Raw genomic sequence first — 24,983 nt, forward strand, 5'->3', positions numbered from 1 at the left:
GGCCAACGATGCGGCGATTTCCTGCTCGCTCCATCACCCTCGCGACATGACCTCCGTGTCGTGCGCGGGTCGCGTGCAGGCACGGGGTCGGATGCAGCACCCACCGTCGTCAGGTTGCCAGGCCGGTCGAGGATCCTCGCCGGCCGAGAACGCCCTTCCGGAGTCGGGACGGGAGTAGCGTCCGGAGGACCGAGAGCTCTCCGTGCGCCGGTGTTCGAGCCGGTGCCGTCCTCGGCGTTTCCCACGTTCGGTCGCCGAGGCGGCCGGGGACGGGAGCACCGACATGACGTCGGTTCCTCAGGTGGCGCAGGTCGCCGCGGACGCCGCCTGGTTGCGTCTGTCCCTCAAGTCGACCGCGCCGGTCACGGGGTACGTCGACGGCGGGTGGTGGCCGCACTCCCGGGACCTCGGCGCCGAGGCGTCCGCCCTCGCCCGCGCCGTGACGCTCCGGCTGGGTCCGGTCCGCGAGATCGCCTACGCGCTCGCCGCGTGGAACCCCGCCCCGCGCCACGTCGGGCTCGACACCACCACCGAGGGCCGACGGGTCCGGCTCGTGGGGTTCGCGTCGCAGGACCCCAGCGTGGTGCTCGTGACCGGGACGTCCGGGCGCACCCTGGGCCTGCTCGTGGTCCCTCCGGAGACGACCGACCCGGCGGGGCACGACGCGATGGACCGGGCCGCCCGTGCAGGCAACGCCGAGAGCCCGTCGGCGCTGCTGGCCGCGGCCGGTGTCCGACCGGACCCGCGGGTCCCCGCACCGCGCCGCGCGAGGCCCTGATGAGCCGACGGCGGGCCGACCGCGTCTTCGAACGTGCCTAGCGACCGCCCCGCTCCGCGCCACGGGTCTGCTCCCTGCGGATCACCGGGACGTCAGCGGCCGGCCCGGGCTCCACGCCCGGCGCCCCACCGACGGTCCCACCGGATCCCTCGCAGCAGCCCCGGAGGCGTGCTCCGGACCCGCCGGCCTCGTGCACCGAGGTCGGTGGCGTCGGGGTCGTCGGCGTCCCGCCGAGTCCAGGACGGGCGCTCGAGCCAGAGCTCCCCGACTACGTGGACCAGTCGGTGCGGCGCTGGACCGAGGTGGTGGGTCGCTCACGCGCGTGCGGGTCGTCGTCGGCTCTCCGGCGGACCGCGTCGTAGACCAGGAACACCTCGTCGAGCGGAGCGGCGTTCAGCGCGGCCAGGAACTCGGGCAGTGCCACCCCGACGAGCCGCAGGCTCCCCCCGTGGTCGGCCAGCTCGGCGCGGGTACGGGCGAGCACCGTCAGCAGCGCGGCGCTGTCCCAGGCGTGGGTGAGGTCGACGACGAGCTCGCTGACCCCGACCGCGAGCAGGCCCCGGACGGTGCCGGACACCTCGCCGGTCTTCGCGCGGTCCACCTGGCCCGTCACGGTGACGGTGGGCCGGTCTCCGGTGTAGGAGAGCTCCACGCCGGGCTGCGGGTGCCGGTCCGGCGGTGGATCGCCGGACGTCGGCGTGGACGGTTCGTGGACACCCTGCGCCATGATGCGGCCCCCCGGCCTGGTTGCTCGACGATACGAGCGCTCGGCGCCGGGGTCCGGGGCGTCACAGAGGGATGATCCTATCTCCGCAGGTCAAGAGGTCGCCATTCGAGCGGGACCGTCGGAGAGGGGCCGGGCGTCTCCCTCGGGGTCAGGCGGTGTGGTGCTCGGCGGGCGACGTGCCGGCGGACCCGGTGCCGGCGGTGGGCGGAGAGGTCGTGAAGCCCTTGACCACGAGCCAGACGCCCAGCGACAGCTCCCACAGGAAGATCGGGATGGTCGCGATCGCCGACCAGACCGAGACCTGGCTGTAGGCGCCGAACAGCGTCGCGATGGACGACGCGAGGAGCAGCGGGGCGCCGACGAGACCCATGGCGGGGATGATGCGGGGGACCAGCCGCGCCCGGAAGAGCAGCGTGGCGAGCAGCAGGGCGTTGACGGCGGGCATCACGCCGGGCCCGAGCAGGAACGTCCACTCGTGGACGGCGACGAGTGCGTGCCCCGCGGTGAGGAGGGAGGCCGCGTCGGCTCCCGCAGCGCCGGCCAGGTCCTGCCGCAGGCTCGCCACGGCGAGCAGGCTCACCACACCGGTGACGATGGTCGCGGCCTCGAGGCCGCGTGAGGCGATGAAGCCGAGCGCGACGGCCTCGTTGTGCCGGCGGAGGACGGGGAACAGCGCGATCGCGGTGCCGACGCCGGCGATCGCGGTGATCACCTCGAGCAGGCCGCCCCAGAGGATGCCGGTGTCGGGGCCGGAGCCGAGGACGAAGCCCGGGTCGTTCAGGACCGGGCCGTACAGGATGAGCGCCGGGATCGAGGCCACGAACGTGACCAGGTAGAGCGCGCCGGCGACGACGGCGAGTCTCCTCGTGGCGTCCTGCGGGGCTCCGCGCGCCACGGTGGGGGGAGTCGACGTGGCCGGCGGTTCGTCCCGACCCGGCCCGACGGGCGGGACGGTGGAGCCGTTCACGGGTGGGATGTTCAGCGTGGGCATCGGTGGGCTCTTCTCGGTGGTGGACCTCCGACATCTGATCGGTGCCGACGGGAGGGTCGGACGCGTCTACGCGGAGCGGGCGAGCGGCCGGTGGGACGCGAGGGTCACGGCGATCGCCGGTGCTGGGCGTGGGAGTCGACGCGGGGCAGGACGGCGATGAGCAGGAGGCCGGACAGCGCGCTGTAGGTCAGCGCGCCGTAGGCGCCGAAGACGGTGTACTGGCTCTCGACGTCGATGCCGCCGAGGGTCGTGGCCGTCCAGCCGAGAGCCCAGAGCGCCGGTGCCGCGGCGGCCCAGAGCCAGCGACGACGTCGTTCCGTCCCGCCGGGCAGGGCGAGCGCCTGGACGGGACCGAGGACGAGGCCGGTGAGGGCGCCCTGGACGGCGAGGTCGCCCAGGCCGGTGCGGTACCCGACCACGACCGCACCGAGCAGCAGCCCGACGGCCATGCCGGCGCCCGTGGCGGCGGTCCAGCGCAGCGCGGGCAGGCGCCGTCGCGACACGAGCGCCTGCACGGCGCCGATGACCAGGCCGGCGACGGCCCCACCGAGCGCCGCGGCGAGGGGGTCGTCGACACGGCCCGCGAGGGCCGTGCCGGCCAGCCCGGCCAGCGGGAACGCGACGAAACCCGCGGTCCACAGGGCCCACGTCAGGACCGGCGAGCGGGCACCGGGCGGTCGGGACGCCGCCGGGCGGGGCGGGGCGGTGGTCATGCGATCGGCACGTCCTCTCGTGTCGCGGTGTCGGCTGCGAGGCGCGGGTGGTCGGGACGCCAGCGGTCGCCGCGGGCGGTCACGTACCGGGAGACCACGTGGTCCCAGGGGATGACGGCGACGATGATCAGGACCGGCGCGCACGCGATCACCACCTGCTGGGTCGCCTCGTCGATCTGGCCAGCGGCCCACAGCGGGAGGACGACGGCGGTCAGCCAGATCAGCTTCCAGAGGCACTCGAGCAGCAGCAGGGGCAGCATCCGCAGCGGGTAGCGGATGCCCAGGAACGCGAGCAGGGAGAACGCGACGAGGATCGAGGTCTCGACCCCCTCGAACAGGGGCCAGGTCAGGTCGTGGCCGATGAGCAGCGGCCACTTCGTCACGACGAGTCCGACCGCGAAGAAGAGATAGCCGCCCCTGAGCAGGTAGAGGCGCAAGAGTGACAGCCGGGCGTCGGCATCGGCTCTGGTCGGACCCATCACGACCTCCTTCGGTGCGGTCGGGTCGTCCCGTCAGCGGGACGGGACGTGTCAGGCAGGGAGGGGCTGCGCGGTGGGGTCCGGTGCGGGCGCCGCGGGGGCGCGGAACGCTCCGCGCAACAGCAGGACGCCGAACCAGACGATCCACGCGCTCCACAGCAGGAAGCCGGCGAAGTTCGTCGTGTCGGCCCCGGGAACGCCGAGCGGGACGAGCAGCCCGGCGAGGATCATCACGGCGGACACGACCCCGACCACTGCGAACACCCGGGGGACCCGGGCGCGGCGGCGGAGGGCGAGGAGGACCAGGAGCGTCCACGCCGCGGTGAGCAGGTAGCCGCAGGTCTCGCCCAGGCCCTGTCCCAGCACGGTGTTGAGCCACGTGAACTGCTCGGTCGCGCTCGCGCGGTCCACGGCCGAGGACGTCGGGTCGGCGACGGTGGCGGCGAGGGAGGGCACGAGGAGGGGCCAGCGCGCCAGACCGACCACCTGCATGAGAGCCGCGGCGACCCCGGTCGCGGCCGCGGCGGTGCTCCACCGGCTCGGGCCGGCCAGCCTCGCGGTGCCCAGCGCGATCGGCGCCAGCATCGCTGCGCCGAGCGCGAGGAGGGTGAACAGGCTCCCCACCAGCCAGGCCTGGGCGCCGAACGCGACCAGCACCTGCTCGGCGGGTCGTCCCAGCACGTCCGGGTAGTCGAAGGCGGAACCGAGCCCGGCGAACGCCACGGTCACCACTACGGCGCTGCCGACGAGGAGTAGACCGGTCAGACGTGGTCCAGGGGCTGCGAGGGCCATGAGGCTTCCCGACCTGTATAGTGTCCAGAGTTTGGACGGTGTCCAGAGTCTGGACACCGTCCACCACCACGTCAAGGGGACGGGATGAATGGCCCAGAGCGCTACAGGGCGGGTGGGACCGCGGCGATCCCTGGCCGAGGGCGACATCGTCGCCGCGGCGCTGGGTCTGCTCGACCAGGGCGGCGCCTCCGCGCTGTCGTTGCGCGCGGTCGCCGCGGCCGTCGGGGTGGCCCCCAACGCGCTCTACACCTACTTCCGCACCAAGACCGCCCTGCTCCACGCGGTCACCGACACGCTCCTCGGACAGGTCGACCACCGGCTCCTCGCCGACCCCGCCCGGACCTGGCGCGACCGGCTCGCGCTCTACGCGCTCGACGTCCGGGCGACGCTGCTCGCGCACCCGGGCTCCGCGCCGCTCCTGCTGAGCTCGCCGCTGGACGGACCGCACGCGCTCGCGGCCGGGGAGGCGCTCCTCGGTGTCCTCGCCGAGGCCGGCCTCGACGGCGACGAGGCGGCACGTGCGTCCTACCTGCTCATGACCTACGTCCTGGGCACGGTCGCGTTCGACGTGGCCGAGCTCGAGCCGGGTGCTGACCCGCTCGACGACGACGCCCGCACCGCGTCCCGACGAGCCGCACTGGACATCCCGGCCGAGCAGTACCCCCGCACCGCGGCCCAGACCGACCTCATCGCCGCCTACAACAGCACCGAGCAGTACCTCTGGGGCCTGCACCGCCTCCTCGACGGTCTCGAACGACCCCGCACGGACGGACGGCAGTGGCGATCCCCGGCGGGCCGGGACGCGGGGACATAGCCTGGGTCGGCGCGCGGCCGGTTCGCCCGCGCGGACGGGGGCGGTCATGCAGGTCTCGACATCGAGCGACGCCGACAGCGGTCTGGTCGCGATCACGCTCGCCGACGAGCAGGGCCACGCGGTCCGCAGCCGGGTGATGTCGGCCGACGTGGCGGAGCGGGTCGGGTACCTGTTCCTCGGGATCGCGGTGGCCGCGCGGGCCCGGGGCGAGCGGATCGCGTACATCGACCTGGACGAGGTCGTCGCTGCCGCGGAATCCGACTAGAACGTCCGCTCGTGTGTTCGTGCCATCCGTCGACACGGGACGAGAGCCTCGGGCTCAGCCATGAGCGGCGATCATGTCGCGGACCGCGTCCCAGGTGCCGACCCGCGTCCAGGATGCGCCTGTGTCGGCGAAGATCGCTCGTCGTGTGGTGTCGGTGAGCGTGACCGAGCGCGGTTGTCCCTTCGCCCGATGGTTCTTGGCTTTCCAGCGTCCGTCAGGGGTCGTCCAATAGCCTCGAGCGTCCGGTTTCGGACAGAACTCGATGTTGCTCGTTCGCGTGCTCACTGCTCGAGCATCACGCCCGACCGCGCGGCTGTACACCCCCCGCCTCTCGGGACGGGCTCACCTCCATCACAGAACCCCGCGGGTTGTCCGCCCCAGCGCCTTCAGCGGCCGGTCTGGTCGAGGACCTCGATCCCTGCCTCGCGAGTGACGAGTCGGCGGGCGAGGTCGGTGAGGGGCTGGTCGGTCGCGTGTGCGTGGTCGCGCAGACGGATGAACGCCTCGCCCATGTCGAGGTTCCCGACCTCGGCGAGGACGCCCTTGGCCTGTTCGATGATCGCCCGACGGTTCAGGGCGGCCTGGAGCTTCGTGGTGACGGCTTGTTCGCCGTGGAGGTCGCGTTCTTGCAGGATGGTGATGGTGGCGGCATCGGCGAGGGCCTGGACCGCCCGCAGGTCAGCCGGCGGCAGCGCGGCCGAGGCGGCGCCGAAGAGGTTCAACGCGCCGATGGTCTGACCGCGCAGGCGCATCGGCACCGCGTGCACCGATCGGAACCCCTCCTGGGCGGCACGGGCGGTGAACCGTGTCCACCTGTCTCCCACGCTCAGATCGGGAGCGTTCACCGGCTGGCCGCTGCGGTAGCAGTCCAGGCAGGGGCCCTCGTCGGACTGGAGCTGGAAGAGCTCGACGAGCCGGGCCGCCTCGCTGGAGGACGCGACGAGGCGCAAGGTGCCCTGGTGGTCGGAGACGAGGAGTCCGGCGGCGTCGGCGGGGAACAGCGCGACGCAGTCGGTGGTCAACCGGTGCAGCAGGTCGAGCAAGTCGAAGTCGGCCACGAGCGTGTCCGCCACGTGGATCAACGCCGCGAGCAGCGCCGTCTCCCGGTTCTCCCCGGCCGTGGCCATCACTTCTCCTCGGCGAACCGCAGCGTGCGGGCCACGACGTCGCGGGCCACCGCATCGATGGGCCGGTCGTGGACGAACGCGTGCGCGCGCAGGGTGGCGAGCGCGTCGTCCGGAGTGAGCCCGAGCTGGGCGATGACCATGCCGGTCGCCTGGTAGACCTCCGGGCGCTCCAACGGCACATCGGCCAGCCAGCCCGCGACGTCCACGTCGACGCCACCCACGGGCTCCGCGTCGTCGGGGGCTCCGCTCGGGCCCAGCGTCCCCCGCGGACGCATGTCCAGCACGGCCCAGAACGCGGCGCCCGATGCTCGTAGTGCGCGAGCCACGTCGTCCGGACCGAACGCTAGAGGCCGGTCGCGGTAGAAGTCGAGCACCCCGATGCTGATCGGCCCGCCGAGCAACGGCAGGACATACATGCCCCGCGCCACCGTCTCCCGCACGGCAGTGGCGGCGAACACCGGCCACTTCTCGTGGACACCCTCGCGGATGTCGGGCACCACCACCGGAGCCGCGGAGGTGAACGCCTCCACGCACGGCCCCTCGGCCAAGCGGAACTGCAGTTCGTCGATCCGCGCCGCCACCTCGTCGGTGGCCCACATCGTGTTCTGTCGATCCGGGCTGACCATCGCCGTGATCGCCGCCCCGGTCACGGGCAGGGACTCCACACACAGCTCGCAGATGAGCTGGGCCGCCCGAGCCCCGCCCGCAGCCAGGGCCGCGGCGAGTCCCTGCTCGAAATCGGGTCGCCCACGTCCGGTCGTCATGTCTGACACCACTCACTGGTCGGGTCGGCCGCGCCTGGCGAGCCGCGCTCAGCCGCCTGACGCACCTGATGGGGCGGACCACGCCGGGGGCCTGACCCTACCCCCGGCCCGAGCTCCGGCGGCCGGCAGTCGACACCCCTCCGGGTGGGGCCCGAGCACCCTCGATTCCGTCACGCGTCGACGCCGGGCCTCACCGCCCGGAACGGCGGTCCTGACGCCCGGTGCGTCACCCGGCCGGAGCCTCCTTCGTTGCGGGGAGCGAGAGATGCCTGCTCGCGGGGGAACCCGCCGCTCCCGGAGGTCCCCCATGTCGCTGTCCCACTCCACCGGACGGCACCTCCGCGCCGTGCTCGGCGCCGTCGCCCTCGCCGTGACGGCAGGTGCCACGCTGCCGGGCGCGGCCCTCGCCGAGACCTGCACCGCCGGGGACGACACGGCCGCCTGCGCACCGAGCGACCAGGCGCGGTCCGACGCGACCTCGGGGACGGCGACAGCGTCCGGGTTCGCCGACGACAGTGGCGCGGGCCAGTCGCTGTTCGACCCCGATGCCTCGTCCGACGACTACACGGTCACCTTCGGCGGGACGGAGGTGTCGGGGTCCGGCACCTCGACGGCCACCGCGACCCACGGCGACACCGCCACCACCATCGCGGGCGCGGCGACGGACAGCGACGCCACCGCACGAGCGGACGGCTTCCGGGCCTCCTCGGTCGCGGGCGCCGTGCGTGGCTCGGAGGCCGGGGCGACCACCACCGGCGACGGCGCGCAGGCGGCCGCCACGGCAGTGGACTCCTCCCGGGCCACCGCTCGGGCCCAGGGCGAGGGCGCCCGGTCGAGCGCGGCGGCCGCGGACCACAGCACGGCCGACGCCGCCGCGTTCGGCGCCGGGGCCACCAGCGGCGCGGCGGCCGACGACCGCGGCTTCGCCTTCGCCCGCGCGATCGGACCCGGCTCCAGCGCCCGCGCCGCCGCCACCGATCAAGGACGCGCGTTCGCGCTCGCCGGACCGTTCTCGAGCGCCGACGTCGCACCGGGCCGGGCGCAGTGCACGGGGCTCGCGGCCGGCCTGGACCTCCCGAGCGGCGCCGCGTGCCTCGGCCCCGTCGACGGTGTGCACCAGCCACACGAGCCGTCGCACCACCACGAGCACGGCAGGCACCACCGGAGTGGCCACCACCGGCACTGACCCGGCCGGGCCCCGTCTCCGCCGTCAGCGCGCCGCGGCGAGCCGCGCCCGCGGTGCCGCGGACGACGTCGGGCCGCGCCCGACCTCCTCGTCGGCGAGCGCCTGCCGGTAGTACGCCTGGGCGGCCGCGACGCCCGCGCCGGCCACCAGGTCGACGCCCGCGTCGAGCAGGGCCATCTCCGCCGCGGCGAGCGCGGTCAGGCAGGAGACCTCGTTGACGTCACCGAGGTGCCCGATGCGGAACACCCGTCCGGCGACCTGCCCGAGTCCGCCGCCGAACGACGTCCGGTAGCGGTGGTAGGCGATCCGGCACACCTCGGCCCCGTCGACGCCGTGCGGCAGCCGCACGGCGGTGACCGTGTCCGAGTACCAGCGCGGGGACATCGCGCACAGGTCCAGGCCCCACGCCTTGACCCCGTGCCGGACGCCCTCCGCCAACCGGTGGTGGCGCGCGACGACGTCGTCCATCCCCTCGTCGAGGAGGCGGTCGACCGACGCCCGCAGACCGTGGAGGAGGGGCAGCGGCGGGGTGTAGGGGAAGTAGCCGACGTCGTTCGCGGCGAGCATGTCGCGGAACGCGAAGTAGCACCGTTCCGTCGTCGTGCGCTCCGCGGCCTCGAGCGCCTTCTCGCTCACGCCGAGCATGGCGAGGCCGGCCGGGAGCATGAACCCCTTCTGGCTCCCGGCGACCGCGACGTCCACGCCCCAGTCCTCCTGCCGGAAGTCGAGCGAGGCGATCGACGAGACCCCGTCGACGAACAGCAGGGCGTCGGAGCCGGCGGCGTCCATCGCCCGCCGCACCGCCCGGACGTCGGAGGTCACGCCGGTCGCGGTCTCGTTGTGGGTGACGAACACGGCCCTGATCGAGGGGTCGACCCGCAGCTCCCGCTCGTACGCCTCGACCGGGACGCCCTCGCCCCACGCGACGTCGTGGCAGACGACGTCGAGCCCGAGCCGCCGCGCCATGTCCACCCACAGGTGGGAGAAGTGGCCGTAGCGCGACATCAGCACCCGGTCGCCGCGGGAGAGGCAGTTGCTGATCGCCGCTTCCCACGCCCCGGTCCCGGAGCCGGGAAAGAGGAGGACGCGACCCTCCGGCAGCCGGAAGACGCGCTGGAGGTCGGCGAGCAGATCGAGGACGAAGTCCGGCAGGTCGGGCGCCCGGTGGTCCTCCATCGGGACGTTCATCGCCCGCCGGACCACCTCGGGCACGGTGGTGGGACCGGGGACGAACAGGTGCGTCGTACCGATCTTCACGGCCGTTCCTCTCGACGGGCGGTGGTGCCCGTCGACGCTAGGTCGCGGCGCCCCGTCCCGACTCCCCTGTCACGGGGAGACGCCGGGGGACGCGGGTCAGGTCAGAGCGGCCCGCGCGAACGCGGCCGGGCGGGTCCGCCGGAGGATGACCGCGGCGGCGGCGACCATGGCCGCGGCGGTGCCGCCGTGGACGCCGTAGGCGGTGGCCGCGGGGCCGCCGTGGGCGAGCACGATCGCGGCGTCGCCGGCCGGGATCACGGACGCGGCCAGCAGGGTCGCGCCCACCGCGCGGTGCTGCCCGGTCGAGAGCAGGGACAGCAGGATCAGGCCGCTGCCGATGTCGCGCACGCCCTTGACCGCGAGGTAGGGGTCCCCGCTCGTGGGCGCTGCGGCGCCGTAGCCGGCCGCCGACGCCTCGGGCTGGAGCAGGAACCGGGTGCCGATCGCGGCGATCCCGAGACCGGTCAGCCAGGCGACACCGGTCGCGATCTTCTCCTGCGTGGTCATCGAGCACCTCTTCCTAGCGCTGACAGCAACACGGCTGACGCTAGCACTAGCGTCGACCTGACATCTAGCGCTGCTAGGAAACGGCGATACGGCCGACGAGGAGGTCGAGGCGGTCCTCCTGGCCGGCGGCGGGGATGCGGCGGCTGTCCGACAGGACCGCCATGCCGTGCAGGGCGCTCCACACGACCTCGGCGAGCAGTTCGCGGCGCTCGTCGTCCGGGGGGAAGCAGTCGACGAACTCGCCGAACGCCTCCCGCAGCGGGGCGGGCGTCTCCGCGCTGCCGAACTCCAGGTCGGTGGGCAGCACGAACATGGCCTGGTAGAGGGCGGGTCGCTCGGCGGCGAAGTCCAGGTAGGCGCGGCAGACGGCGCGCAGGACCTGTCCCGGGCCGGCGGCCTCCCGCGCGCGGCGCAGGTGGTCGGCGAGCTCGCCCATGCCGTCGAGGGCGACCGCACTGACGATGGCGTCCTTGCCGGCGAAGTGGCTGTACAGCACCGGCTGGCTGTACTCGACGCGTTCGGCCAGCCGCCGTGTCGTCACCGCCTCCCACCCCTCGGCCTCCGCGAGGTCGCGCGCGGCCGTGACGATCAGCTGGTGACGCTGGGCGCGCTCGCGTTCCCGCCGCTCGCTGATGGCCGACATGACGTGAACCTAGCAACGCTAGGAACTGGCGGACGTCAACCGACGATCCCGCCCACGAGGGTGCCGAGGAGATAGGTGAGCGTCGCCGCGCCGGCACCGATCGCGAGCTGGCGCAGCCCCCGCCGCAGCGGCGGCCCGCCGGAGAGCACCCCGACCGTCGCGCCCGTCAGCAGGAGACCGAGGCCGACGAGGACCATCGCGGCGACGAGCGCGGGCGGTCCCTCGAGGCCGACGAGGAACGGCAGGACGGGGATCGCCGCGCCGGAGGCGAAGAAGGCGAAGCTCGACACGGCGGCGCCGACCCCGGTCCCGACGACCTCGTGCCGCGTGTCGGGGACGGGCTCGGGTCGTGCGTCGGCGCCGAGGAGCACGGCCTCGGCCTGGTGCTGCGCGTCCTCGGTGCTCATCCCGCGCGCCCGGTAGACCAGCGCCAGCTCGTTGGCCTCGATGTCGAGGTCGGGGACGACCCGGCGCGACGCGGGGTCGGGCGCCGACGCGGCCAGGAGCTCCCGCTGGGACCGCACGGAGATGTACTCCCCGGCGCCCATCGACAGCGCGCCGGAGAGCAGCCCGGCGAGGCCGGTCAGCAGCACGGTGCTCGCCCCGACGCCGCCGCCGCTCACGCCGAGCACCAGCGCCAGGTTGCTGACCAGCCCGTCGTTGGCGCCGAAGACCGCGGCGCGGAAGGTGCCCGACGCCTGCTCGCGGCCGCGGGCGGCCAGCCCGCGCACCACCTCGGCGTGCACGCGCTCGTCGGCGACCATCGCCGGGGTGGTGTCGACGTCGGCCGCCGCGTCCTGCGAGGCACGGCCCTCCGCGCGCTGGGCGAGGGCGAGCACGAAGACGGAGCCGAAGTGCCGGGCGAGCAGCGCGAGCAGGCGCAGGCGCACGTCGCCGCGTGCTGCCGGGCCCGCCTCGTCGCCGAGGAGGGCCTGCCAGTGCGCGGCGTGGCGCTCCTCGGCCTCAGCGAGGCCCAGCAGGATCTCGCGCTCGTCCTCGGAGGACCGCCGCGACGCGAGGTCGCGGTAGACCCGCGCCTCGGCGCACTCGTCCGCGAGCCGCTTGCGGCGCCGGCGCGTGGTCGCGTCCAGGTCGGGCATGCGCCGAGGATGCCCGACGGTGGCCGGCGCACTCCGCCCGCGCTCGTGCTTGACTTCATACTTGTTTTTAGCAAGTGTGAGCGCCGTCCGGAACCACGGACCCACGAGAGGGAGACCCCATGCCCCAGATGTTCGTCAACCTGCCGGTCACCGACCTGGACCGCGCGAAGGCCTTCTACGAAGCGGTCGGCTTCCGCATCAACCCGCTCTTCACCGACCACAACGCGGCCTGCGTCGTCGTCGAGGACGGGCACAACTACTTCATGATCCACACGCGCGAGTTCTTCCAGACCATGACGTCACTGCCGATCGGTGACCCGGCGGTGAACCCCTCCGCGGCGATCACGATCTTCCTCGACAGCCGGGAGGCCGTGGACGCCGCAGCGGCCGCCGGCGTCGCGGCGGGCGGCGGCGAGCCCGGGCCGCCGTCGGACTACGGCTTCATGTACCAGCGGCCGCTCACCGACCCCGACGGCAACGTCGTCGACTTCGGCTGGATGGACCCGGTCGCCGCCGAGCAGGGGCCCGAGGCGTTCGCGACGCAGCAGGGCTGAGGGCGGTGGCCCCCCGCGACTACGGGCAGTTCTCCGGCATCACGCGGGCGATGGAGCTGGTGGGGGAGCGCTGGGCCCTGCTCATCGTCCGCGACCTGCTCGTCGGCCCGCGCCGGTACGGCGAGCTCGCCGCGGGGCTGCCGCGCATCCCGAGCAACATCCTGGCGGCGCGGCTCAAGGAGCTCCAGGCGGCGGGCGTCCTGCGCCGGGCGCCGCGCTCGCGCATCATCGTCTACGAGCTGACGCCCTACGGACGGGAGCTCGAGCCGGTGGTGCTCGCGCTCGGCGCCTGGGGCTTCAAGGCGATGGGGGATCCGCGCGGGGAGCAGGTCATCACGCCCGAGTCGATGACGATGGACCTGCGCAGCGCCTTCCGCCCGGAGGTGGCGGCCCGCCTGCCGGCCACCGCCTACGGGGCGCGCCTCGGTGCCGCCGAGCTGCGCATCCGGGTCGACGGCCCCGCCCTCGACGTGACGCGCGACGACGGTCCCGTCGACCTCGCCTTCGCCACCGGCCTGGGCATCCACCGGCTCCTGTCCGGCGAGCTCGCCCCGGAGCGCGCGATCGCCACCGGTGTGGTCGAGGTGGTGCGGGGCCCCCGCGACCTCCTCGGCCGGTTCGCGGACACGTTCCACGTGGCGGCGTGACCCCCGCGCCGCCACGCGGGACCGGTCAGCCGGCGGTGCGGAGGGCCCCGGCCTCGGCGGTGAGGGTGGCGACGATGTCGGCGGCCGGGCGCACGTCGTTGACCAGGGAGCAGGACTCGCCGGCGTAGAGCACCGAGGCGTCGAGGTCGCCCTCGAAGCCGTCCATGGGCATGAAGATGCTGTAGCGCGGGAGCTCGATCGTCTGGCCGCCGACCGGCATCTTCCCCGTGACCTCGCCCTCGCCCTCGCGCTGGCCGCTCGCGGGTGACCCGGCGGCCACCCACTCGTCGACGACCCGGTTCCGCAGCACGCGGTGCGTCGCGTCCGGCCAGCCCACGTCGAAGAGCGTCGTGTAGTAGGTGTCGGCGGCGGTGGCCGCGACGACCCGGTCCTTGTACGCCGCGCGCGACTCGTCGCTGCACAGGAACCGCGTCCCGAGCGACACCGCCTGCGCGCCGAGGGTCAGGGCGGCGGCGAGCCCGCGGCCGTCGGCGATCCCGCCCGAGGCCACGACCGGGAGCGGCGCCACGGCGTCGACGGTGGCCGGCAGGACGACCGACAGCGACTCGACACCGCGGACGTGCCCGCCCGCCTCGACACCCTGGATCACGACCGCGTCCACCCCGGCCCGTGCCGCGGCCTCCGCCTCCGCGACCGACCCCACCTGGGACACGAGGCGCGTCCCGACGGCGTGGGCGCGCTCGACGTAGGGGCCCGGGTCGCCCCAGAACAGGACGAGTACCGGTACCCGCTCCTCCAGGCAGCAGTCGATCGGCGTGTCGTCCTCGAGCAGGGGCATGATCAGGTTGACGCCGAAGGGCCGGTCGGTGAGCATCCGCGTCTCGCGGACCTGCTCGCGCACCACCGGCTCGGGCAGGCCACCCATCCCGAGGACGCCGAGGCCGCCCGCGTTCGACACCGCCGCGGCCAGGGCCGGGCCCGCGAGCCCTCCGCCCATCCCGGCGTTCCAGATCGGGAGCTCGACTCCCAGGGTCCGGCAGAGGTCCGTCGTGAGCATCGGTGCTCCAGCCTGTGGTCGCGCGAGGGAAGCCTCACCGCGACTGTGCGCCCGGCCCGGACCGGGGTCAACGTCCCGCGGCGCCCTCGAGCAGGTCGGCCGCGAGCCGCCGGGCCCGGCCCAGGCGGGCGGTGTCGCCCTCCAGCCCGGCGCGCACCATGGCGCCCTCGAGCAGCAGGGACAGGTGCTCGGCCAGCGCGTCGGCCGCGTCGAGGGGGGCCAGGGCGTCGCGGAGCATCTGCTCGACCTCGGCCTTGTCCCGCGCCACCACCTCGCGGCCCGGGTCGCCGGTGGGCAGTTCGCCGGCCACGTTGAGCAGCCCGCAGCCGCGGAACTCCTCGACCGCCTCGGCGTGCTCGACGTAGGCGTCGAACACCGCCAGCGCCCGCGCGCCCGGCCCCGCGTCGGCGGGCAGCCCCTCGAGGCGCCGGCGGTGGAGCGCGCGGAACTCCTCCTGGCGCCGGTCGAGGTAGGCCGCCACGAGGTCGGCCTTCGAGGAGAAGTTGTTGTACAGGCTCATCTTCGCGACGCCGGCGTCGGCGGTGATCACGTCGATGCCGGTCGCCGCCACGCCGCCGGCGTAGAAGCGCGCTGCGGCGGCCGCCATCAGCTTGGCGCGCGCCGTGCCCCGTCCGCGGCGCCCGGTCGGTTCCTCGTCCATAGTGGGTAGACTAGTCTACCTACTGAGGAGGAACACCGTGGAGCTCGACCAGCACGTCCTCGTCGACGGTGTGCGGCTGGCGTACCGCGACCGTGGGGAGGGCGACCCCGTCGTCTTCGTGCACGGGACGCCCTCGTACTCCTACGAGTGGCGCGACGTCGTGCCCGCGGTCGAGGCCGCCGGGCACCGCGTCGTCACCTACGACCTGCTCGGCTACGGCGCCTCGGAACGCCCGCTCGACCGCGACACGTCGGTCGGCGCGCAGACCGACCTGCTCGTCGGGCTGCTCGACGCGCTGGGGATCGAGCGCCCCAGCCTGATCACCCACGACATCGGCGGGGCGATCGGCCAGCGGATCGCCGTCCTGCACCCCGAGCGGGCCCGCCGGCTGATGCTCATCGACACCGTCAGCTACGACTCGTGGCCGTCGGAGACCTGGCGGGAGATCATCCGGACGCGGCTCGAGAGCTTTGCGGCGATGTCGGCGGAGGACTTCGAGGAGATGCTCACCCGCCAGCTGGAGATGACCGTCGCCGACCCGGCGCGCATGCAGGGCGACGAGCTCGCCGCCTACCTCGCCCCGCACCGCGGGGCCCTGGGGCGGGCGTCGTTCTTCACCCACCAGGTGGGGCACTACGACTCCCGGTACACCGAGGAGCTGACCGGCAAGCTCGGGGAGATCGGGGTGCCGGTGCGCATCCTGTGGGGCGAGCAGGACCGGTGGCAGCCCACGAGCTACGCGGAGCGGCTCGCCGCCGACATCCCCGGCGCCGAGCTCGTCGTCGTGCCCGGCGCGGGCCACTTCCTCATGGAGGACGACCCGGCGCGCGTGACCCGCGAGGTCCTCGACTTCCTGGCCACGACCCGTCCCTGATCCGGACGCCCGGGGGATGTCGCCGGGGACGGAGATCCCGGAGGCTGGGCCCGGACACGGCGCCCCACCGAGGCGGCGCCCGGAGAGGGAGCCGAGATGGCGGAGATCAAGGTCGAGCACGAGGTGACGCTGTCGCGCGAGGAGGTGGCCGACTGGCTGGCCGACCTCGCCGACGCCATCCGCGAGGGTGGCTCGGCCGAGCTGTCGCTGTCGGGGCCCGTCCTCACGCTGCCGCTCTCCGACGAGATCGAGGTCGAGATCGACGTCGAGATCGACGGGGACGAGATCGAGCTGGAGCTCGAGCTGTCGTGGTCGACGAAGAAGTCCGGGTCCGCCGCCAAGACCGAGGACGAGGACGAGGACGACGAGGAGGACGGCGAGCAGGACGAGGACGAGGAGAGCACCTCGTCCGGCGCGAGCACCTCGTCCGGCGACACCGCGTCCGGTGCGACCCCGCCGGCGGGCGGCACGACCGGCGCGATCACCCAGCCGGCCACGCCCGCCGCCTCGTCGTCGTCGTCGTCCTCGTCCGGGTCCGGGTCGGGCGCACGGACGGCGGCGAAGGGCCCGGCGCGGACCCCGACGCGGAACGCCGGGCGGGGCGGGGCCAAGGCCGGGGCGAAGGGCCCGGCGGCGCGGACGCCGGCGACCGAAGGGACCGACGCCTGAGGGCGGTCAGCCGCCGCCCCCGGCGATGTTGACCAGCCAGCTGACGCCGAAGCGGTCGGTGCAGGCGCCGAAGGTGTCGCCCCACATCTGCTTCTCCAGTGGGGTCTCCACCTTCCCGCCCGCCGAGAGCTTCTCCCACCAGCCGCGCAGGGTCGCCTCGTCGTCGCCGGAGAGCGAGACCGTCATGTCGTTGCCGTGCTGGCGCGACATGCCGGGCGGCATGTCCGAGACCATGAGCGTGATGCCGCTGTCGGTCTCGATCTGCCCGTGCATGACCTTCTGCGCGTCCGGGCCCTCCATGCCCATCTGGCCGAAGGTCATGACCGAGGTGGTGCCGCCGAGCACGTCGGCGTAGAAGGCGATGGCGTCGGCGGCCTCGCCCTCGAAGTTCAGGTACGGGTTGAGTCTGATGCCCACGGCACGCTCCGGGAATCGATGGTTCAGGGCCCCGACGGGCGCGCCAAGGTAGCGCCGTCCGCCGCGGCGGGGAACCGCCTCACGGGCGTCGCGCCGCCTCCCGTGCCGCCTGCTCGACGTCCGCGTGGTGCGCCGACCACGCCGCCGCGTCGCCGTGGGCGAGGTTGTCGTTGTCGGAGCGCAGCCCGGCCACGCCGTCGATGTGCTCCCGGACGATGTCGGCGTGCCCGGCGTGGCGGTGGATCTCGGCGACGACGTGCACGAGGATCCCGTGCAGGGTGACGTGGCGGCGCTCCTCGGGCCAGTGCTCGACGGTGCCCGGCGCGTCGAGGGGCAGCGTCGCGATGATCTCGTCGGTGTGGGCCGCGACGCGGCGGTGGGTCGCGACGACCTGGTCGCGGGACTCGTCGGCGGTCACCCAGAGGTCGGCGTCGGGGTCGTCGCCGAGGTCCTCCCACCGCGGCCCGCCGGGCAGCGACGGGCCGAAGGTGTCGGCGAAGTAGCCGATCTCGACGAAGGTCTGGTGCTTGACCAGCCCGAGCAGGTTGGTCGCGGTGGGCGTCATCGGCCGCCGGGCGTCGTACTCGTCGAGACCCTCGAGCTTCCAGAGCAGGGCCTCGCGCCCCTGCTGCAGCGCGCGGTGCAGGTGCGCCTTCGCGATCGCCTCGTCCACGCCCGCGTCAGCAGCCCTGCGGCGCCCGCTGGCAGTGCGGGGTGGTGCCGGGGAAGCGGCTGCGGTGGTCGGCGACCCAGCGGTACGCGCGCTCCTGCAGACCGGAGCTGGCGCGGTAGAGCGTGGACGGCAGCGCGGTGCCGGTGAGCACCGCGAGCACGGCGTTGACCGCGTCGGCGCCGCTGCGGCGCACGCCGTCGGGACCCAGGAACTGCACCGCGCCCTGGCACTCCTCGACCGTGGCGCCGATCGACGCCGGCACGCCCTCGGCCTGGAAGGGCTGCACGTCGATCTTCCCCTGCGGGTCGAGGCGGCGCAGCCAGTCGACGCAGCGCGTGCAGAACCCGCACTCGCCGTCGAAGACGAGCCGGCCCGCGTATCCGTCGGCGCTGCTCATGCCTCCAGGGTGCCAGCGGCACCGGGACGGTGGGTGCCGAAGCTCCAGACGTTGTCCTCGCCGTCGACCGCGGCCCACTCGCGGGCGCCGTAGGGCTGGTCGACGAGCTCCTGGACCACGGTCGCGCCGGCGGCGACCGCCCGGGCGTGGTGGGCGTCGGGGTCGTCGACGACGCAGTAGACGACGGCCCGGCCGGTCGCGAACGCGTCGCCGTCGCGGCGGGGCCCGATCAGCACGGCGCCGCTGCCGTGCACCAGCTCGGCGTGCACCACGGTGCCGTCGTCGTCGCGGTGGGCCGAGGCCACGGTGAAGCCGAACGCGTCGCGGAGCAGGGCGATGGCGGCGTCGGGGTCGGCGTAGCGGAGGGTGGGGTGGACGCTCATGGCCGGTGACGCTAGGAGCCCGCGGCGGCGCCGTCTTGGACGTCGGGGAACCACGCGCGGAGGTACTCGCCCGGGGTCCAGCCGGTGAGGTCGCGGAACTCGCGCACCAGGTGGGAGTGGTCGGCGTAGCCGCACGCCGCGGCCACGTCGGCGATGCGCACGTCGGCCGGCAGCCTGTCCGGGCCGGCGCCGGGCACGAGCAGGGCGCTCGCGTGCCGGAAGCGCAGCACGCGCCCGGCGACCGTCGGCGCCAGGCCCACCTGCCGGTGGAAGCGGGCGAGCAGGTGCCGCCGGCTCCAGCCCGTCTCGGCCGCGAGCTCGCCCACCGGCACCCGCCCGCGGGCCGCGGCCAGGCGCCGCCAGGCGTGCGCGACCTCGGGGGCGGGACGGAACGCCGAGCGCGCGAGCAGGTCGGTCAACGTCGTGGTGACCAGGGCGAAGCGCGCCTCCCACGTGGGCGTCGCGGCGAGGCGCTCGGGCAGCGCGGCCAGCGCCGGCACGTCGAGCAGGTCGAGGTCCGTGACGAGGTGCGCGACCTCGACGCCGTCGCGCGCGAGCAGGCGCGCGGCCCCCAGTGGGGTGAGGTCGACCTGGACGCCCGCCTGGTCGCCGGTGAACGTCGTCGTGGCCCACGCGTCGTCGAGGCCGGCGAGGAACGCACCGTGGCGCGCAGGGCGTCCGACGCCCTCGACCTGCAGCGGGCCGCCCCAGGCGAGGATCAGCGTGACGCCGCCCGTCGGGCTCTCGCGGCGCACGAGGGGCCTCGTGGCGTGCTCGGTGTAGCCGGCCAGGCCCGTCACCACGCCGCGGAGGACCGCGGGTGGGTGAGCCGCCGTGTACGTCACGTTGGCAGCCTGCCAAAAGCGGCCGCGACCAGCTACCGTCCGCTGCCGTGGACGGACGCAGCGCAGCAGGTCAGCGGGTGGTCGTGGTGGGCGCGGGGTTCGGCGGGATCGCCGCCGCCGTCGAGCTGCGCGACCACGGGATCACCGACGTCGTGATCCTCGACAGCGCCCCCGAGATCGGCGGCACCTGGTACTACAACAGCTATCCCGGCGCGGCGTGCGACGTCCCGAGCCACCTCTACTCGTTCTCGTTCGCGCAGCGCAGCGACTGGTCGCGGCTGTGCTCGCCGCAGAGCGAGATCCTCGAGTACCTGCAGGGCGTCGCCCGCGAGTTCGGCGTCGAGGAGTGCTTCGTGCCGGACGTGCGCGTCAGCGCGTGCCGCCTGGACGAGGCGACGATGACCTGGACGGTCGAGAGCGAGGACGGGCGCACCTGGGAGGCCGACGCCGTCGTCCTCGCGACGGGCCAGCTGAACTCCCCGGCGATCCCCGAGGTGCCGGGCGCCGACACCTTCGCCGGCCCGACCATGCACTCGGCGCGCTGGGACCACGAGGCCGACCTGCGGGGCAAGCGCGTCGCGGTGGTCGGCACGGGCGCCAGCGCCGTGCAGTTCGTGCCGGCGATCGCGCCCCAGGTCGGACACATGACCGTCTTCCAGCGCAGCGGCAACTGGTTCTTCCCGCGCAAGAACCGCTCGTACCCGCGCTGGCTGCAGGCGTTCTTCCGGCGGTTCCCCGCGGTGCTGCGCGGTCGCCGGTTCTTCCTCAAGGGCTACCTCGAGTTCCTGACGATCATGATCAGGCACCCGCGGACCGTCGGGCGGCTCGGCCGCGTCTACTCGACGCTCTTCATGCGCCGCCAGCTCCCCGACCCCGAGGTCCGGCGCAAGGCCTGGCCGGACTACACGTTCGGGTGCAAGCGGATCCTGTTCAGCTCGCACTACCTGCCGGCGCTCGGGCGGGACAACGTCGAGCTGGTCACCGAGCGGGTCACCGAGGTCGTCCCCGACGGCGTGCGCACCGGCGACGGGCGCCACCACCCGGCCGACGTGCTCATCTGGGGCACCGGGTTCCGCACCACCGAGTTCATGTTCCCCATGGACATCGTCGGGCGGGGCGGCCGGACGCTGCAGGAGGAGTGGGGCGCGGGGGCGCACGCGCACTACGGCATCACCGTGCCCGGCTTCCCCTCGCTGTTCGTGCTCTACGGCCCCAACACCAACACCTCGGGCGGCTCGATCATCGTCTTCCTCGAGGCGCAGGTGGCCTACGTGCGCCAGGCGCTGGAGGAGACCGCGCGCCGCCGGGCGGCCGCGCTGGAGGTCCGCCGCGACGTCGAGGAGGCCTTCGACCGGCGCGTCCAGGCGCAGTTTGAGGGGACGGCGTGGACGCGGTGCGACTCCTGGTACCGCGACGCGTCGGGCCGGATCGTCGCCAACTGGCCGCGCTACATGGAGGAGTACGTGCGCGCGGTGTCGCGCCTCGAGCCCACGGACTACGAGTTCCACCCCGCTCGTCGGTGACTTCTCCACAGGGGTTGTCCACACTGGGGACGAATGACACGGCTGTGATTACGAGCCCGGATCCGGCCGGTGTCTAGGGTCGGGGGATGCTGCGGCGCTCCGAGATCGAGCTGAAGTCCGCCGGTGAGATCGACGCGATGCGCGAGGCCGGCCGGGTCGTCGCGCGCTGCCTCGACGCCGTGCGCGCGGCCGCGGCGCCCGGGGTGTCGCTGAAGGAGCTCGACGACGTCGCCCACGACGTCATGCGCGAGGCCGGCGCCGTGCCCGCGTTCCTCGACTACCACCCGCACTTCGCGCCCAGCCCGTTCCCGGGCGTCATCTGCGCGAGCGTCAACGACGCGGTCGTCCACGCCATCCCCGGGGCGCACCGGCTCGCGGCGGGCGACCTGCTGAGCATCGACTGCGGCGCCTTCCTCGACGGGTGGTGCGGCGACGCCGCGATCAGCCTCGTGGTCGGCGACGACCCCGATCCCGCCGACGTCGCGCTGATCGCCACCACCGAGCGCGCGCTCGAGGCCGGCATCGCCGCCGCCGTGCCCGGCAACCGGCTCGGTGACCTCGGGGCCGCGATCGGCGCCGTCGCCCGCGAGGCGGGCTACGGCATGCTCGCCGACCACGGCGGGCACGGCATCGGGCGCGCGATGCACGAGGCCCCGCACGTCCCCAACGAGGGCCGGGCCGGGCGCGGGATGAAGCTGCGCGCGGGCCTGGTCATCGCGATCGAGCCGATGCTGCACGCCGGCGGGGACGACGACTACCGCCACGACGCCGACGGCTGGACCCTGCGCACCGCCGACGGCAGCCGCGCCGCGCACGTCGAGCACACCGTCGCCATCACCGACGACGGCCCGCGGGTGCTCACCCTCGCGTGAGAGGTGCGCTGCGCGCTCGTGAGCACCTCCTGGTGCTGGAGCACCAAGAAGTGCTCACGTGCGCGGAGCGCACCTGGCCGCGCGCTCGTCGTCCTGCGGCGAGTCGCCCTGCGACGCCCCCTCGCGCGGCGCGTCGGCGCGCTCGCGGTGTGCCTGCTCCCACTCGGAGTCGTCGCGGGCGCCGTCCTCGCCGCCATCCGAGCGGGGCTTGCGGCGCACCCCGCGGCGGTCGAGGCGGTGGAGCTGGCCGTTGCTGTCGCGGCCCCAATGGGTGCCGTGCGAGTCGGTGAACCGCATCTCCGGCACGGCCGGCGCCGAGTAGAGCTCCTCGCGGCTGACGTCGCCGGAGCCGAACGGCAGCGACCGGATCTCGTCGCTGGCCGGGGGCAGGAGGGCCATGGAGATGCTGTGCTGCTCGTCGCTCGAGGGCAGGCTGAACAGGCAGCGGACCTGGAAGACGGGCGAGTCGCCGCCGTTGTGGACGCAGAGGACGTAGTCCTCGTCGCGGTCGTGGCGGTGGCCCTCGTCGAGCCACGCGGTGACGCCCTGGGCCTGCTGCTCCTGCCGGACCTCCACCTGGTCCTTGCGGTTAAGCAGCATGATCCAGACGTAGGCGGCGAAGCCGAGCAGCGAGCCGGCGCTGCCCACCGCCGACACCCACTGGGCGGCGAGCTGGGAGGTGCTCATCGGGGGTCGACACCCCGGGGGGAGAACTGGTGGATCACGAGCGCACGAGTGCCCCACCGGCCCGCGGTCTACGCTCCCTCGGTGTGAGCGCCGCGCCGTCCCCGTCCCGACGTCCCGCCGCCGACCCGCCCCGGCCGACGCCCCCGGCCGACGCGACGCCGGGCGCGCTGATCCGCTGGACCGTCGACGTCGTCAACAGCCACGACGCCGAGGCCCTGCGCCAGGTCTACGGGCCGTCGGTCTACGCGCGGTTCCCCACGCGCACCGTCCGGGGCCCCGACGCCCTCGTGGCCTGGTGGCGGGAGGTGTTCACCGCCCTGCCGGACCTGACCCTGACCATCCAGGGCATGGCCGAGAACGACGAGGGCGAGGTGTTCCTGCACTGGCGGCTGACCGGGCACCACACCGGCGGCGACTGGGAGGGCATCGCCCCGTCCGGTGCGACGATCGACCTCGACGGCATGGACCACTTCACGGTCACCGACGGCCAGGTGGCCAGCAACTTCGTCGTGTTCGACCAGATGCAGTTCGCCCGCCAGATCGGCCTCATGCCCGCCGACGGCTCGCGGCTCGACGTCGGCCTGAAGTGGGCCTACAACGCGGTGCAGCGCCGCAAGAGCTGAGGGCCCGCCGCTAGGACGAGCCCGCGCCGTCCTTGCGGCTGCGGCCCTGCGTCCCGCCGCGACCACGGAACTCCACGCCCGCGTCGACCAGCAGGCGACGGACCCGGCCGATGCTGTAGCCGGTCTCGGAGCAGATCTCCCGGATGCTCGCGCCCTTCTGGTACCGCTTCAGCAGTTCGCTGCCCAGCTTGGCGCGCTCCGCTCCCGTCACCCGCTGGTTGCGCGCCAGCTCCGGTGTCTTCGCCATGCCGGGGAGTATCACAGCGCGTGGCCGAGCGACGCCACTATCGCGTATTACTCCTGAGTCAAGCGGTCGGAGGCGTACTGCGAACGAGATCAAGGTCCGTCCGACGGTCCAGTCTCGTCACGGTGCGTCGTCGAAACGGCCGGGGCCTGTACTACCTGTACGCGGGGTACTGACGGCCCCGCGGGGCGACCTCGTCGTCGGACTCGGCACCCCAGCTGGCCCACCCGGGGCGGGCGTAGCGGGCGAACATCTCGAGGTACGGACCCGGCGAGCACGCCTCGATGAGGTCGTAGGCCTCCTCGGGCTTGCGGGAGTGCTCGCGCTTGCGGGTCTCGATCATGTTGACCTGCCGGCGGCCCGGCTCGAGCGTGCGCATCGACCCGCGGACGCCGAAGAGGATCAGCTCGGTGACGTTGCGGAAGTAGAACCCCACGCCTCGCCCGTCGGGGCCGCCGTCCTTGCGCCGCTTGGCCCACACGAGGTTGCTGACGTAGCGGAAGCCCCAGCCCTGCATCACCGCGAGGCCCTCGGGCAGCAGGGCGTTGGGCACCCAGAGGTAGAGGTGCGCGTTGGCCGAGACGACGTCGGCGACGGGCAGCGCGGCGATCTCGGGCGCGGACATGGTGTCGTAGCGGTCGAGACGCCGGTGCTCGGGCGCGACCTTGCCCGTGCGGTTGGTGAACCGCCACGGCGGATCGGCGTAGACGCACGACCACCCGCCCGCGGTGCGCGGCAGCTCGACGCTCCCGGCGGGCGTCGCGTCCGCGCGCAGCGGGGCGGCCCGCCGGGCGCGGGCGGGCACCCCCGGGCCGTCGTCGGTGCCGTCGGTGTCGTCGGTCTGGCCGGCCTGCACCGCCGCGGTCATCGTGCTCCTCGGGCTCGGGGTGGTCGCATCGGGCGGGACGCTAGCGGCGGCCCCCGACAGCCCCGGGTCCTCGGCGGGTGCGCCGGTCACGTCAGCCCGTCGGTGAGCATCAGCGGCGCGGGCTCCGGCGGGCGCGCCCGCTCGCCCGCGGCCGGCGACCAGCAGCGGCGCGAGATCGCCACGGCGAGCAGCGGGCAGCCGCCCGCGTCCCCGCGGGTCATGCGCGACTCGAGCTTGCCGAGGTGGGTGGTGGTCGACGTCGAGAGCCGGCTGCGCACCTCGTCGTCGCTGCCCCCCGCCGCGCGGGTGAGCTCGCGGGCCAGTTCGCGCAGGTCGTCGTGGGTACGGGTGAGCAGGACGGCGCCGTCGATGAGCCCGGCGTCGTAGAGCGCGCGGTAGGCGCCGACGTCGCGGTCGAGGTTGCCGTCCTTCGCGTTCCACTCCACGTCGAGCGCCACCCGGCCCTTGACGTTGTCGACCTTGTAGCCCTCGTTGAACACCTCGCTCTCGCGCACCGTGACGCCGTGCTCGCCGGCCGGGTGCCACGGCTGGACCTGCAGCCGCGAGGTGACGACGGTGTCGACCCGCCCCTCGCGCCAGCCGCGGGAACGGAACGCGGTGTTGAGGCGCGCGGCGAGGCGCGACTCGTTGCCGCCGGGATCGACGAGGTCGGGGGTGGTGAGGACGAAGTCGGCGAGGACGGCGCAGATCTCGGCGAACTCGGCGGGGCTGGTGGCCGCGAGGACCGCCGCGGCGTTGCGCGTCTCGCGCAGCTCGTAGCGCCCGGCGACGTCGGCCGGCAGGGCGGCGTTCCAGCTGCCGGTGAGCTCCATCGCCGCACATCCTTGCACCACCCGCGTGTCGGCGACCTCCGCCTCCGGGCCC

The 24,983-nt window shown here is 74.2% G+C and carries 33 protein-coding genes; 11 read left to right on the forward strand and 22 right to left on the reverse strand.

Annotation, left to right across the window (positions count from 1 at the left end; translation table 11 throughout):
- Positions 1–283: 283 nt before the first annotated feature.
- Positions 284–778, forward strand: coding sequence for a DUF5994 family protein (locus tag ACQPX6_RS00570; RefSeq protein WP_433784717.1), 495 nt, complete (start codon positions 284–286; stop codon positions 776–778).
- Positions 779–1,046: 268 nt separating this feature from the next.
- Here ACQPX6_RS00570 and ACQPX6_RS00575 read toward each other — a convergent pair whose 3' ends face one another.
- The 5 genes from ACQPX6_RS00575 to ACQPX6_RS00595 form a co-directional block, all read right to left on the reverse strand.
- Positions 1,047–1,505, reverse strand: coding sequence for an STAS domain-containing protein (locus ACQPX6_RS00575; protein WP_433784719.1), 459 nt, complete (start codon positions 1,503–1,505; stop codon positions 1,047–1,049).
- 148 nt (positions 1,506–1,653) lie between these two features.
- Positions 1,654–2,400: a DUF4386 domain-containing protein gene (locus ACQPX6_RS00580; RefSeq protein WP_433784721.1), complete on the reverse strand. Its 747-nt coding sequence runs from the start codon at positions 2,398–2,400 to the stop codon at positions 1,654–1,656.
- A 200-nt stretch (positions 2,401–2,600) separates the two neighbouring features.
- Positions 2,601–3,209, reverse strand: coding sequence for a hypothetical protein (locus tag ACQPX6_RS00585; RefSeq protein ID WP_433784723.1), 609 nt, complete (start codon positions 3,207–3,209; stop codon positions 2,601–2,603).
- Positions 3,206–3,688: a hypothetical protein gene (locus ACQPX6_RS00590; RefSeq protein WP_433784725.1), complete on the reverse strand. Its 483-nt coding sequence runs from the start codon at positions 3,686–3,688 to the stop codon at positions 3,206–3,208. Before ACQPX6_RS00590 ends, ACQPX6_RS00585 begins: the two co-directional genes overlap by 4 nt.
- Positions 3,689–3,739: 51 nt before the next feature.
- Entirely contained in the window at positions 3,740–4,480 is a 741-nt protein-coding gene (locus tag ACQPX6_RS00595; protein ID WP_433784727.1) for a DUF4386 family protein, read from the reverse strand.
- Positions 4,481–4,568: 88 nt separating this feature from the next.
- Between ACQPX6_RS00595 and ACQPX6_RS00600 the strand changes: the two genes are divergently transcribed.
- Both ACQPX6_RS00600 and ACQPX6_RS00605 read left to right on the forward strand, forming a co-directional pair.
- Entirely contained in the window at positions 4,569–5,294 is a 726-nt protein-coding gene (locus ACQPX6_RS00600; protein WP_433784729.1) for a TetR/AcrR family transcriptional regulator, read from the forward strand.
- A 46-nt stretch (positions 5,295–5,340) separates the two neighbouring features.
- A complete protein-coding gene (locus ACQPX6_RS00605; RefSeq protein WP_433784731.1) occupies positions 5,341–5,559 on the forward strand; it encodes a hypothetical protein in 219 nt (72 codons plus the stop codon).
- 386 nt (positions 5,560–5,945) lie between these two features.
- Here ACQPX6_RS00605 and ACQPX6_RS00610 read toward each other — a convergent pair whose 3' ends face one another.
- Positions 5,946–6,686: a GAF and ANTAR domain-containing protein gene (locus ACQPX6_RS00610; protein WP_433784733.1), complete on the reverse strand. Its 741-nt coding sequence runs from the start codon at positions 6,684–6,686 to the stop codon at positions 5,946–5,948.
- Complete coding sequence (locus tag ACQPX6_RS00615; protein ID WP_433784735.1) at positions 6,686–7,450, reverse strand: GAF and ANTAR domain-containing protein; 765 nt, start codon at positions 7,448–7,450, stop codon at positions 6,686–6,688. Before ACQPX6_RS00615 ends, ACQPX6_RS00610 begins: the two co-directional genes overlap by 1 nt.
- A gap of 307 nt (positions 7,451–7,757) precedes the next feature.
- Here ACQPX6_RS00615 and ACQPX6_RS00620 point away from each other — a divergent pair, with 307 nt between their 5' ends.
- Complete coding sequence (locus ACQPX6_RS00620) at positions 7,758–8,636, forward strand: DUF6764 family protein (RefSeq protein WP_433784737.1); 879 nt, start codon at positions 7,758–7,760, stop codon at positions 8,634–8,636.
- Positions 8,637–8,660: 24 nt separating this feature from the next.
- Here the strand turns inward: ACQPX6_RS00620 and ACQPX6_RS00625 are convergent, their stop codons facing one another.
- The 4 genes from ACQPX6_RS00625 to ACQPX6_RS00640 form a co-directional block, all read right to left on the reverse strand.
- On the reverse strand, positions 8,661–9,893 hold the full coding sequence (locus ACQPX6_RS00625; protein ID WP_433784739.1) for a pyridoxal-phosphate-dependent aminotransferase family protein: 1,233 nt from the start codon (positions 9,891–9,893) through the stop codon (positions 8,661–8,663).
- 96 nt (positions 9,894–9,989) lie between these two features.
- Positions 9,990–10,400 (reverse strand): DUF4267 domain-containing protein, encoded by a 411-nt coding sequence (locus tag ACQPX6_RS00630; RefSeq protein WP_433784740.1) that lies wholly within the window; start codon positions 10,398–10,400, stop codon positions 9,990–9,992.
- Positions 10,401–10,473: 73 nt separating this feature from the next.
- Positions 10,474–11,043: a TetR/AcrR family transcriptional regulator gene (locus ACQPX6_RS00635; RefSeq protein ID WP_433784741.1), complete on the reverse strand. Its 570-nt coding sequence runs from the start codon at positions 11,041–11,043 to the stop codon at positions 10,474–10,476.
- Positions 11,044–11,078: 35 nt separating this feature from the next.
- Positions 11,079–12,143, reverse strand: a complete 1,065-nt coding sequence (locus tag ACQPX6_RS00640) for a VIT1/CCC1 transporter family protein (RefSeq protein ID WP_433784743.1) — start codon at positions 12,141–12,143, stop codon at positions 11,079–11,081.
- 119 nt (positions 12,144–12,262) lie between these two features.
- Here ACQPX6_RS00640 and ACQPX6_RS00645 point away from each other — a divergent pair, with 119 nt between their 5' ends.
- Together ACQPX6_RS00645 and ACQPX6_RS00650 are read left to right on the forward strand one after the other, a co-directional pair.
- Entirely contained in the window at positions 12,263–12,697 is a 435-nt protein-coding gene (locus ACQPX6_RS00645; protein WP_433784744.1) for a VOC family protein, read from the forward strand.
- A 5-nt stretch (positions 12,698–12,702) separates the two neighbouring features.
- On the forward strand, positions 12,703–13,344 hold the full coding sequence (locus ACQPX6_RS00650; RefSeq protein ID WP_433784746.1) for a winged helix-turn-helix transcriptional regulator: 642 nt from the start codon (positions 12,703–12,705) through the stop codon (positions 13,342–13,344).
- A gap of 25 nt (positions 13,345–13,369) precedes the next feature.
- On the opposite strand, the gene ACQPX6_RS00655 is transcribed toward ACQPX6_RS00650, so the two are convergent.
- Both ACQPX6_RS00655 and ACQPX6_RS00660 read right to left on the reverse strand, forming a co-directional pair.
- Positions 13,370–14,362, reverse strand: a complete 993-nt coding sequence (locus ACQPX6_RS00655; RefSeq protein ID WP_433784747.1) for an NAD(P)H-dependent flavin oxidoreductase — start codon at positions 14,360–14,362, stop codon at positions 13,370–13,372.
- A 67-nt stretch (positions 14,363–14,429) separates the two neighbouring features.
- A complete protein-coding gene (locus tag ACQPX6_RS00660) occupies positions 14,430–15,023 on the reverse strand; it encodes a TetR/AcrR family transcriptional regulator (protein WP_433784749.1) in 594 nt (197 codons plus the stop codon).
- A 37-nt stretch (positions 15,024–15,060) separates the two neighbouring features.
- Between ACQPX6_RS00660 and ACQPX6_RS00665 the strand changes: the two genes are divergently transcribed.
- Positions 15,061–15,897 carry an alpha/beta fold hydrolase gene (locus tag ACQPX6_RS00665; RefSeq protein WP_433784751.1) on the forward strand — a complete coding sequence of 279 codons (837 nt, stop codon included), beginning with the start codon at positions 15,061–15,063 and terminating at the stop codon, positions 15,895–15,897.
- A 96-nt stretch (positions 15,898–15,993) separates the two neighbouring features.
- Positions 15,994–16,566 (forward strand): amphi-Trp domain-containing protein, encoded by a 573-nt coding sequence (locus ACQPX6_RS00670; protein ID WP_433784753.1) that lies wholly within the window; start codon positions 15,994–15,996, stop codon positions 16,564–16,566.
- 6 nt (positions 16,567–16,572) lie between these two features.
- Here ACQPX6_RS00670 and ACQPX6_RS00675 read toward each other — a convergent pair whose 3' ends face one another.
- The 5 genes from ACQPX6_RS00675 to ACQPX6_RS00695 all read right to left on the reverse strand — a co-directional run bounded on the left by ACQPX6_RS00675 (position 16,573) and on the right by ACQPX6_RS00695 (position 19,281).
- Entirely contained in the window at positions 16,573–16,983 is a 411-nt protein-coding gene (locus ACQPX6_RS00675) for a VOC family protein (RefSeq protein ID WP_433784754.1), read from the reverse strand.
- A gap of 79 nt (positions 16,984–17,062) precedes the next feature.
- The gene (locus ACQPX6_RS00680; RefSeq protein ID WP_433784755.1) at positions 17,063–17,656 is read right to left on the reverse strand and encodes a DinB family protein; all 594 of its coding nucleotides are present in this window, start codon (positions 17,654–17,656) and stop codon (positions 17,063–17,065) included.
- A gap of 7 nt (positions 17,657–17,663) precedes the next feature.
- The gene (locus ACQPX6_RS00685) at positions 17,664–18,053 is read right to left on the reverse strand and encodes a thiol-disulfide oxidoreductase DCC family protein (RefSeq protein WP_433784756.1); all 390 of its coding nucleotides are present in this window, start codon (positions 18,051–18,053) and stop codon (positions 17,664–17,666) included.
- Complete coding sequence (locus tag ACQPX6_RS00690; RefSeq protein ID WP_433784757.1) at positions 18,050–18,436, reverse strand: VOC family protein; 387 nt, start codon at positions 18,434–18,436, stop codon at positions 18,050–18,052. Before ACQPX6_RS00690 ends, ACQPX6_RS00685 begins: the two co-directional genes overlap by 4 nt.
- An 11-nt stretch (positions 18,437–18,447) precedes the next feature.
- Positions 18,448–19,281, reverse strand: a complete 834-nt coding sequence (locus ACQPX6_RS00695; RefSeq protein WP_433784759.1) for a helix-turn-helix domain-containing protein — start codon at positions 19,279–19,281, stop codon at positions 18,448–18,450.
- Positions 19,282–19,328: 47 nt separating this feature from the next.
- Here ACQPX6_RS00695 and ACQPX6_RS00700 point away from each other — a divergent pair, with 47 nt between their 5' ends.
- Both ACQPX6_RS00700 and map read left to right on the forward strand, forming a co-directional pair.
- On the forward strand, positions 19,329–20,804 hold the full coding sequence (locus tag ACQPX6_RS00700) for a flavin-containing monooxygenase (protein WP_433784760.1): 1,476 nt from the start codon (positions 19,329–19,331) through the stop codon (positions 20,802–20,804).
- An 86-nt stretch (positions 20,805–20,890) separates the two neighbouring features.
- The gene (gene map, locus ACQPX6_RS00705; RefSeq protein ID WP_433784762.1) at positions 20,891–21,676 is read left to right on the forward strand and encodes a type I methionyl aminopeptidase; all 786 of its coding nucleotides are present in this window, start codon (positions 20,891–20,893) and stop codon (positions 21,674–21,676) included.
- A 54-nt stretch (positions 21,677–21,730) separates the two neighbouring features.
- On the opposite strand, the gene ACQPX6_RS00710 is transcribed toward map, so the two are convergent.
- Positions 21,731–22,363 carry a hypothetical protein gene (locus tag ACQPX6_RS00710; RefSeq protein WP_433784764.1) on the reverse strand — a complete coding sequence of 211 codons (633 nt, stop codon included), beginning with the start codon at positions 22,361–22,363 and terminating at the stop codon, positions 21,731–21,733.
- 83 nt (positions 22,364–22,446) lie between these two features.
- On the opposite strand from ACQPX6_RS00710, the gene ACQPX6_RS00715 reads away from it, so the two are divergent.
- Entirely contained in the window at positions 22,447–22,986 is a 540-nt protein-coding gene (locus tag ACQPX6_RS00715; protein ID WP_433784766.1) for an ester cyclase, read from the forward strand.
- A 10-nt stretch (positions 22,987–22,996) separates the two neighbouring features.
- Here ACQPX6_RS00715 and ACQPX6_RS00720 read toward each other — a convergent pair whose 3' ends face one another.
- From ACQPX6_RS00720 to ACQPX6_RS00730, 3 genes are all read right to left on the reverse strand, one after another.
- Positions 22,997–23,233 (reverse strand): helix-turn-helix domain-containing protein, encoded by a 237-nt coding sequence (locus tag ACQPX6_RS00720; protein ID WP_433784767.1) that lies wholly within the window; start codon positions 23,231–23,233, stop codon positions 22,997–22,999.
- A gap of 151 nt (positions 23,234–23,384) precedes the next feature.
- Positions 23,385–24,098: an MT-A70 family methyltransferase gene (locus tag ACQPX6_RS00725; protein WP_433784769.1), complete on the reverse strand. Its 714-nt coding sequence runs from the start codon at positions 24,096–24,098 to the stop codon at positions 23,385–23,387.
- Between the two features lie 86 nt (positions 24,099–24,184).
- The gene (locus ACQPX6_RS00730) at positions 24,185–24,931 is read right to left on the reverse strand and encodes a BglII/BstYI family type II restriction endonuclease (protein WP_433784770.1); all 747 of its coding nucleotides are present in this window, start codon (positions 24,929–24,931) and stop codon (positions 24,185–24,187) included.
- Positions 24,932–24,983: the final 52 nt, after the last annotated feature.

The sequence above is a fragment of the Actinomycetospora sp. CA-101289 genome (assembly GCF_050955895.1).
Classification (GTDB): domain Bacteria; phylum Actinomycetota; class Actinomycetes; order Mycobacteriales; family Pseudonocardiaceae; genus Actinomycetospora.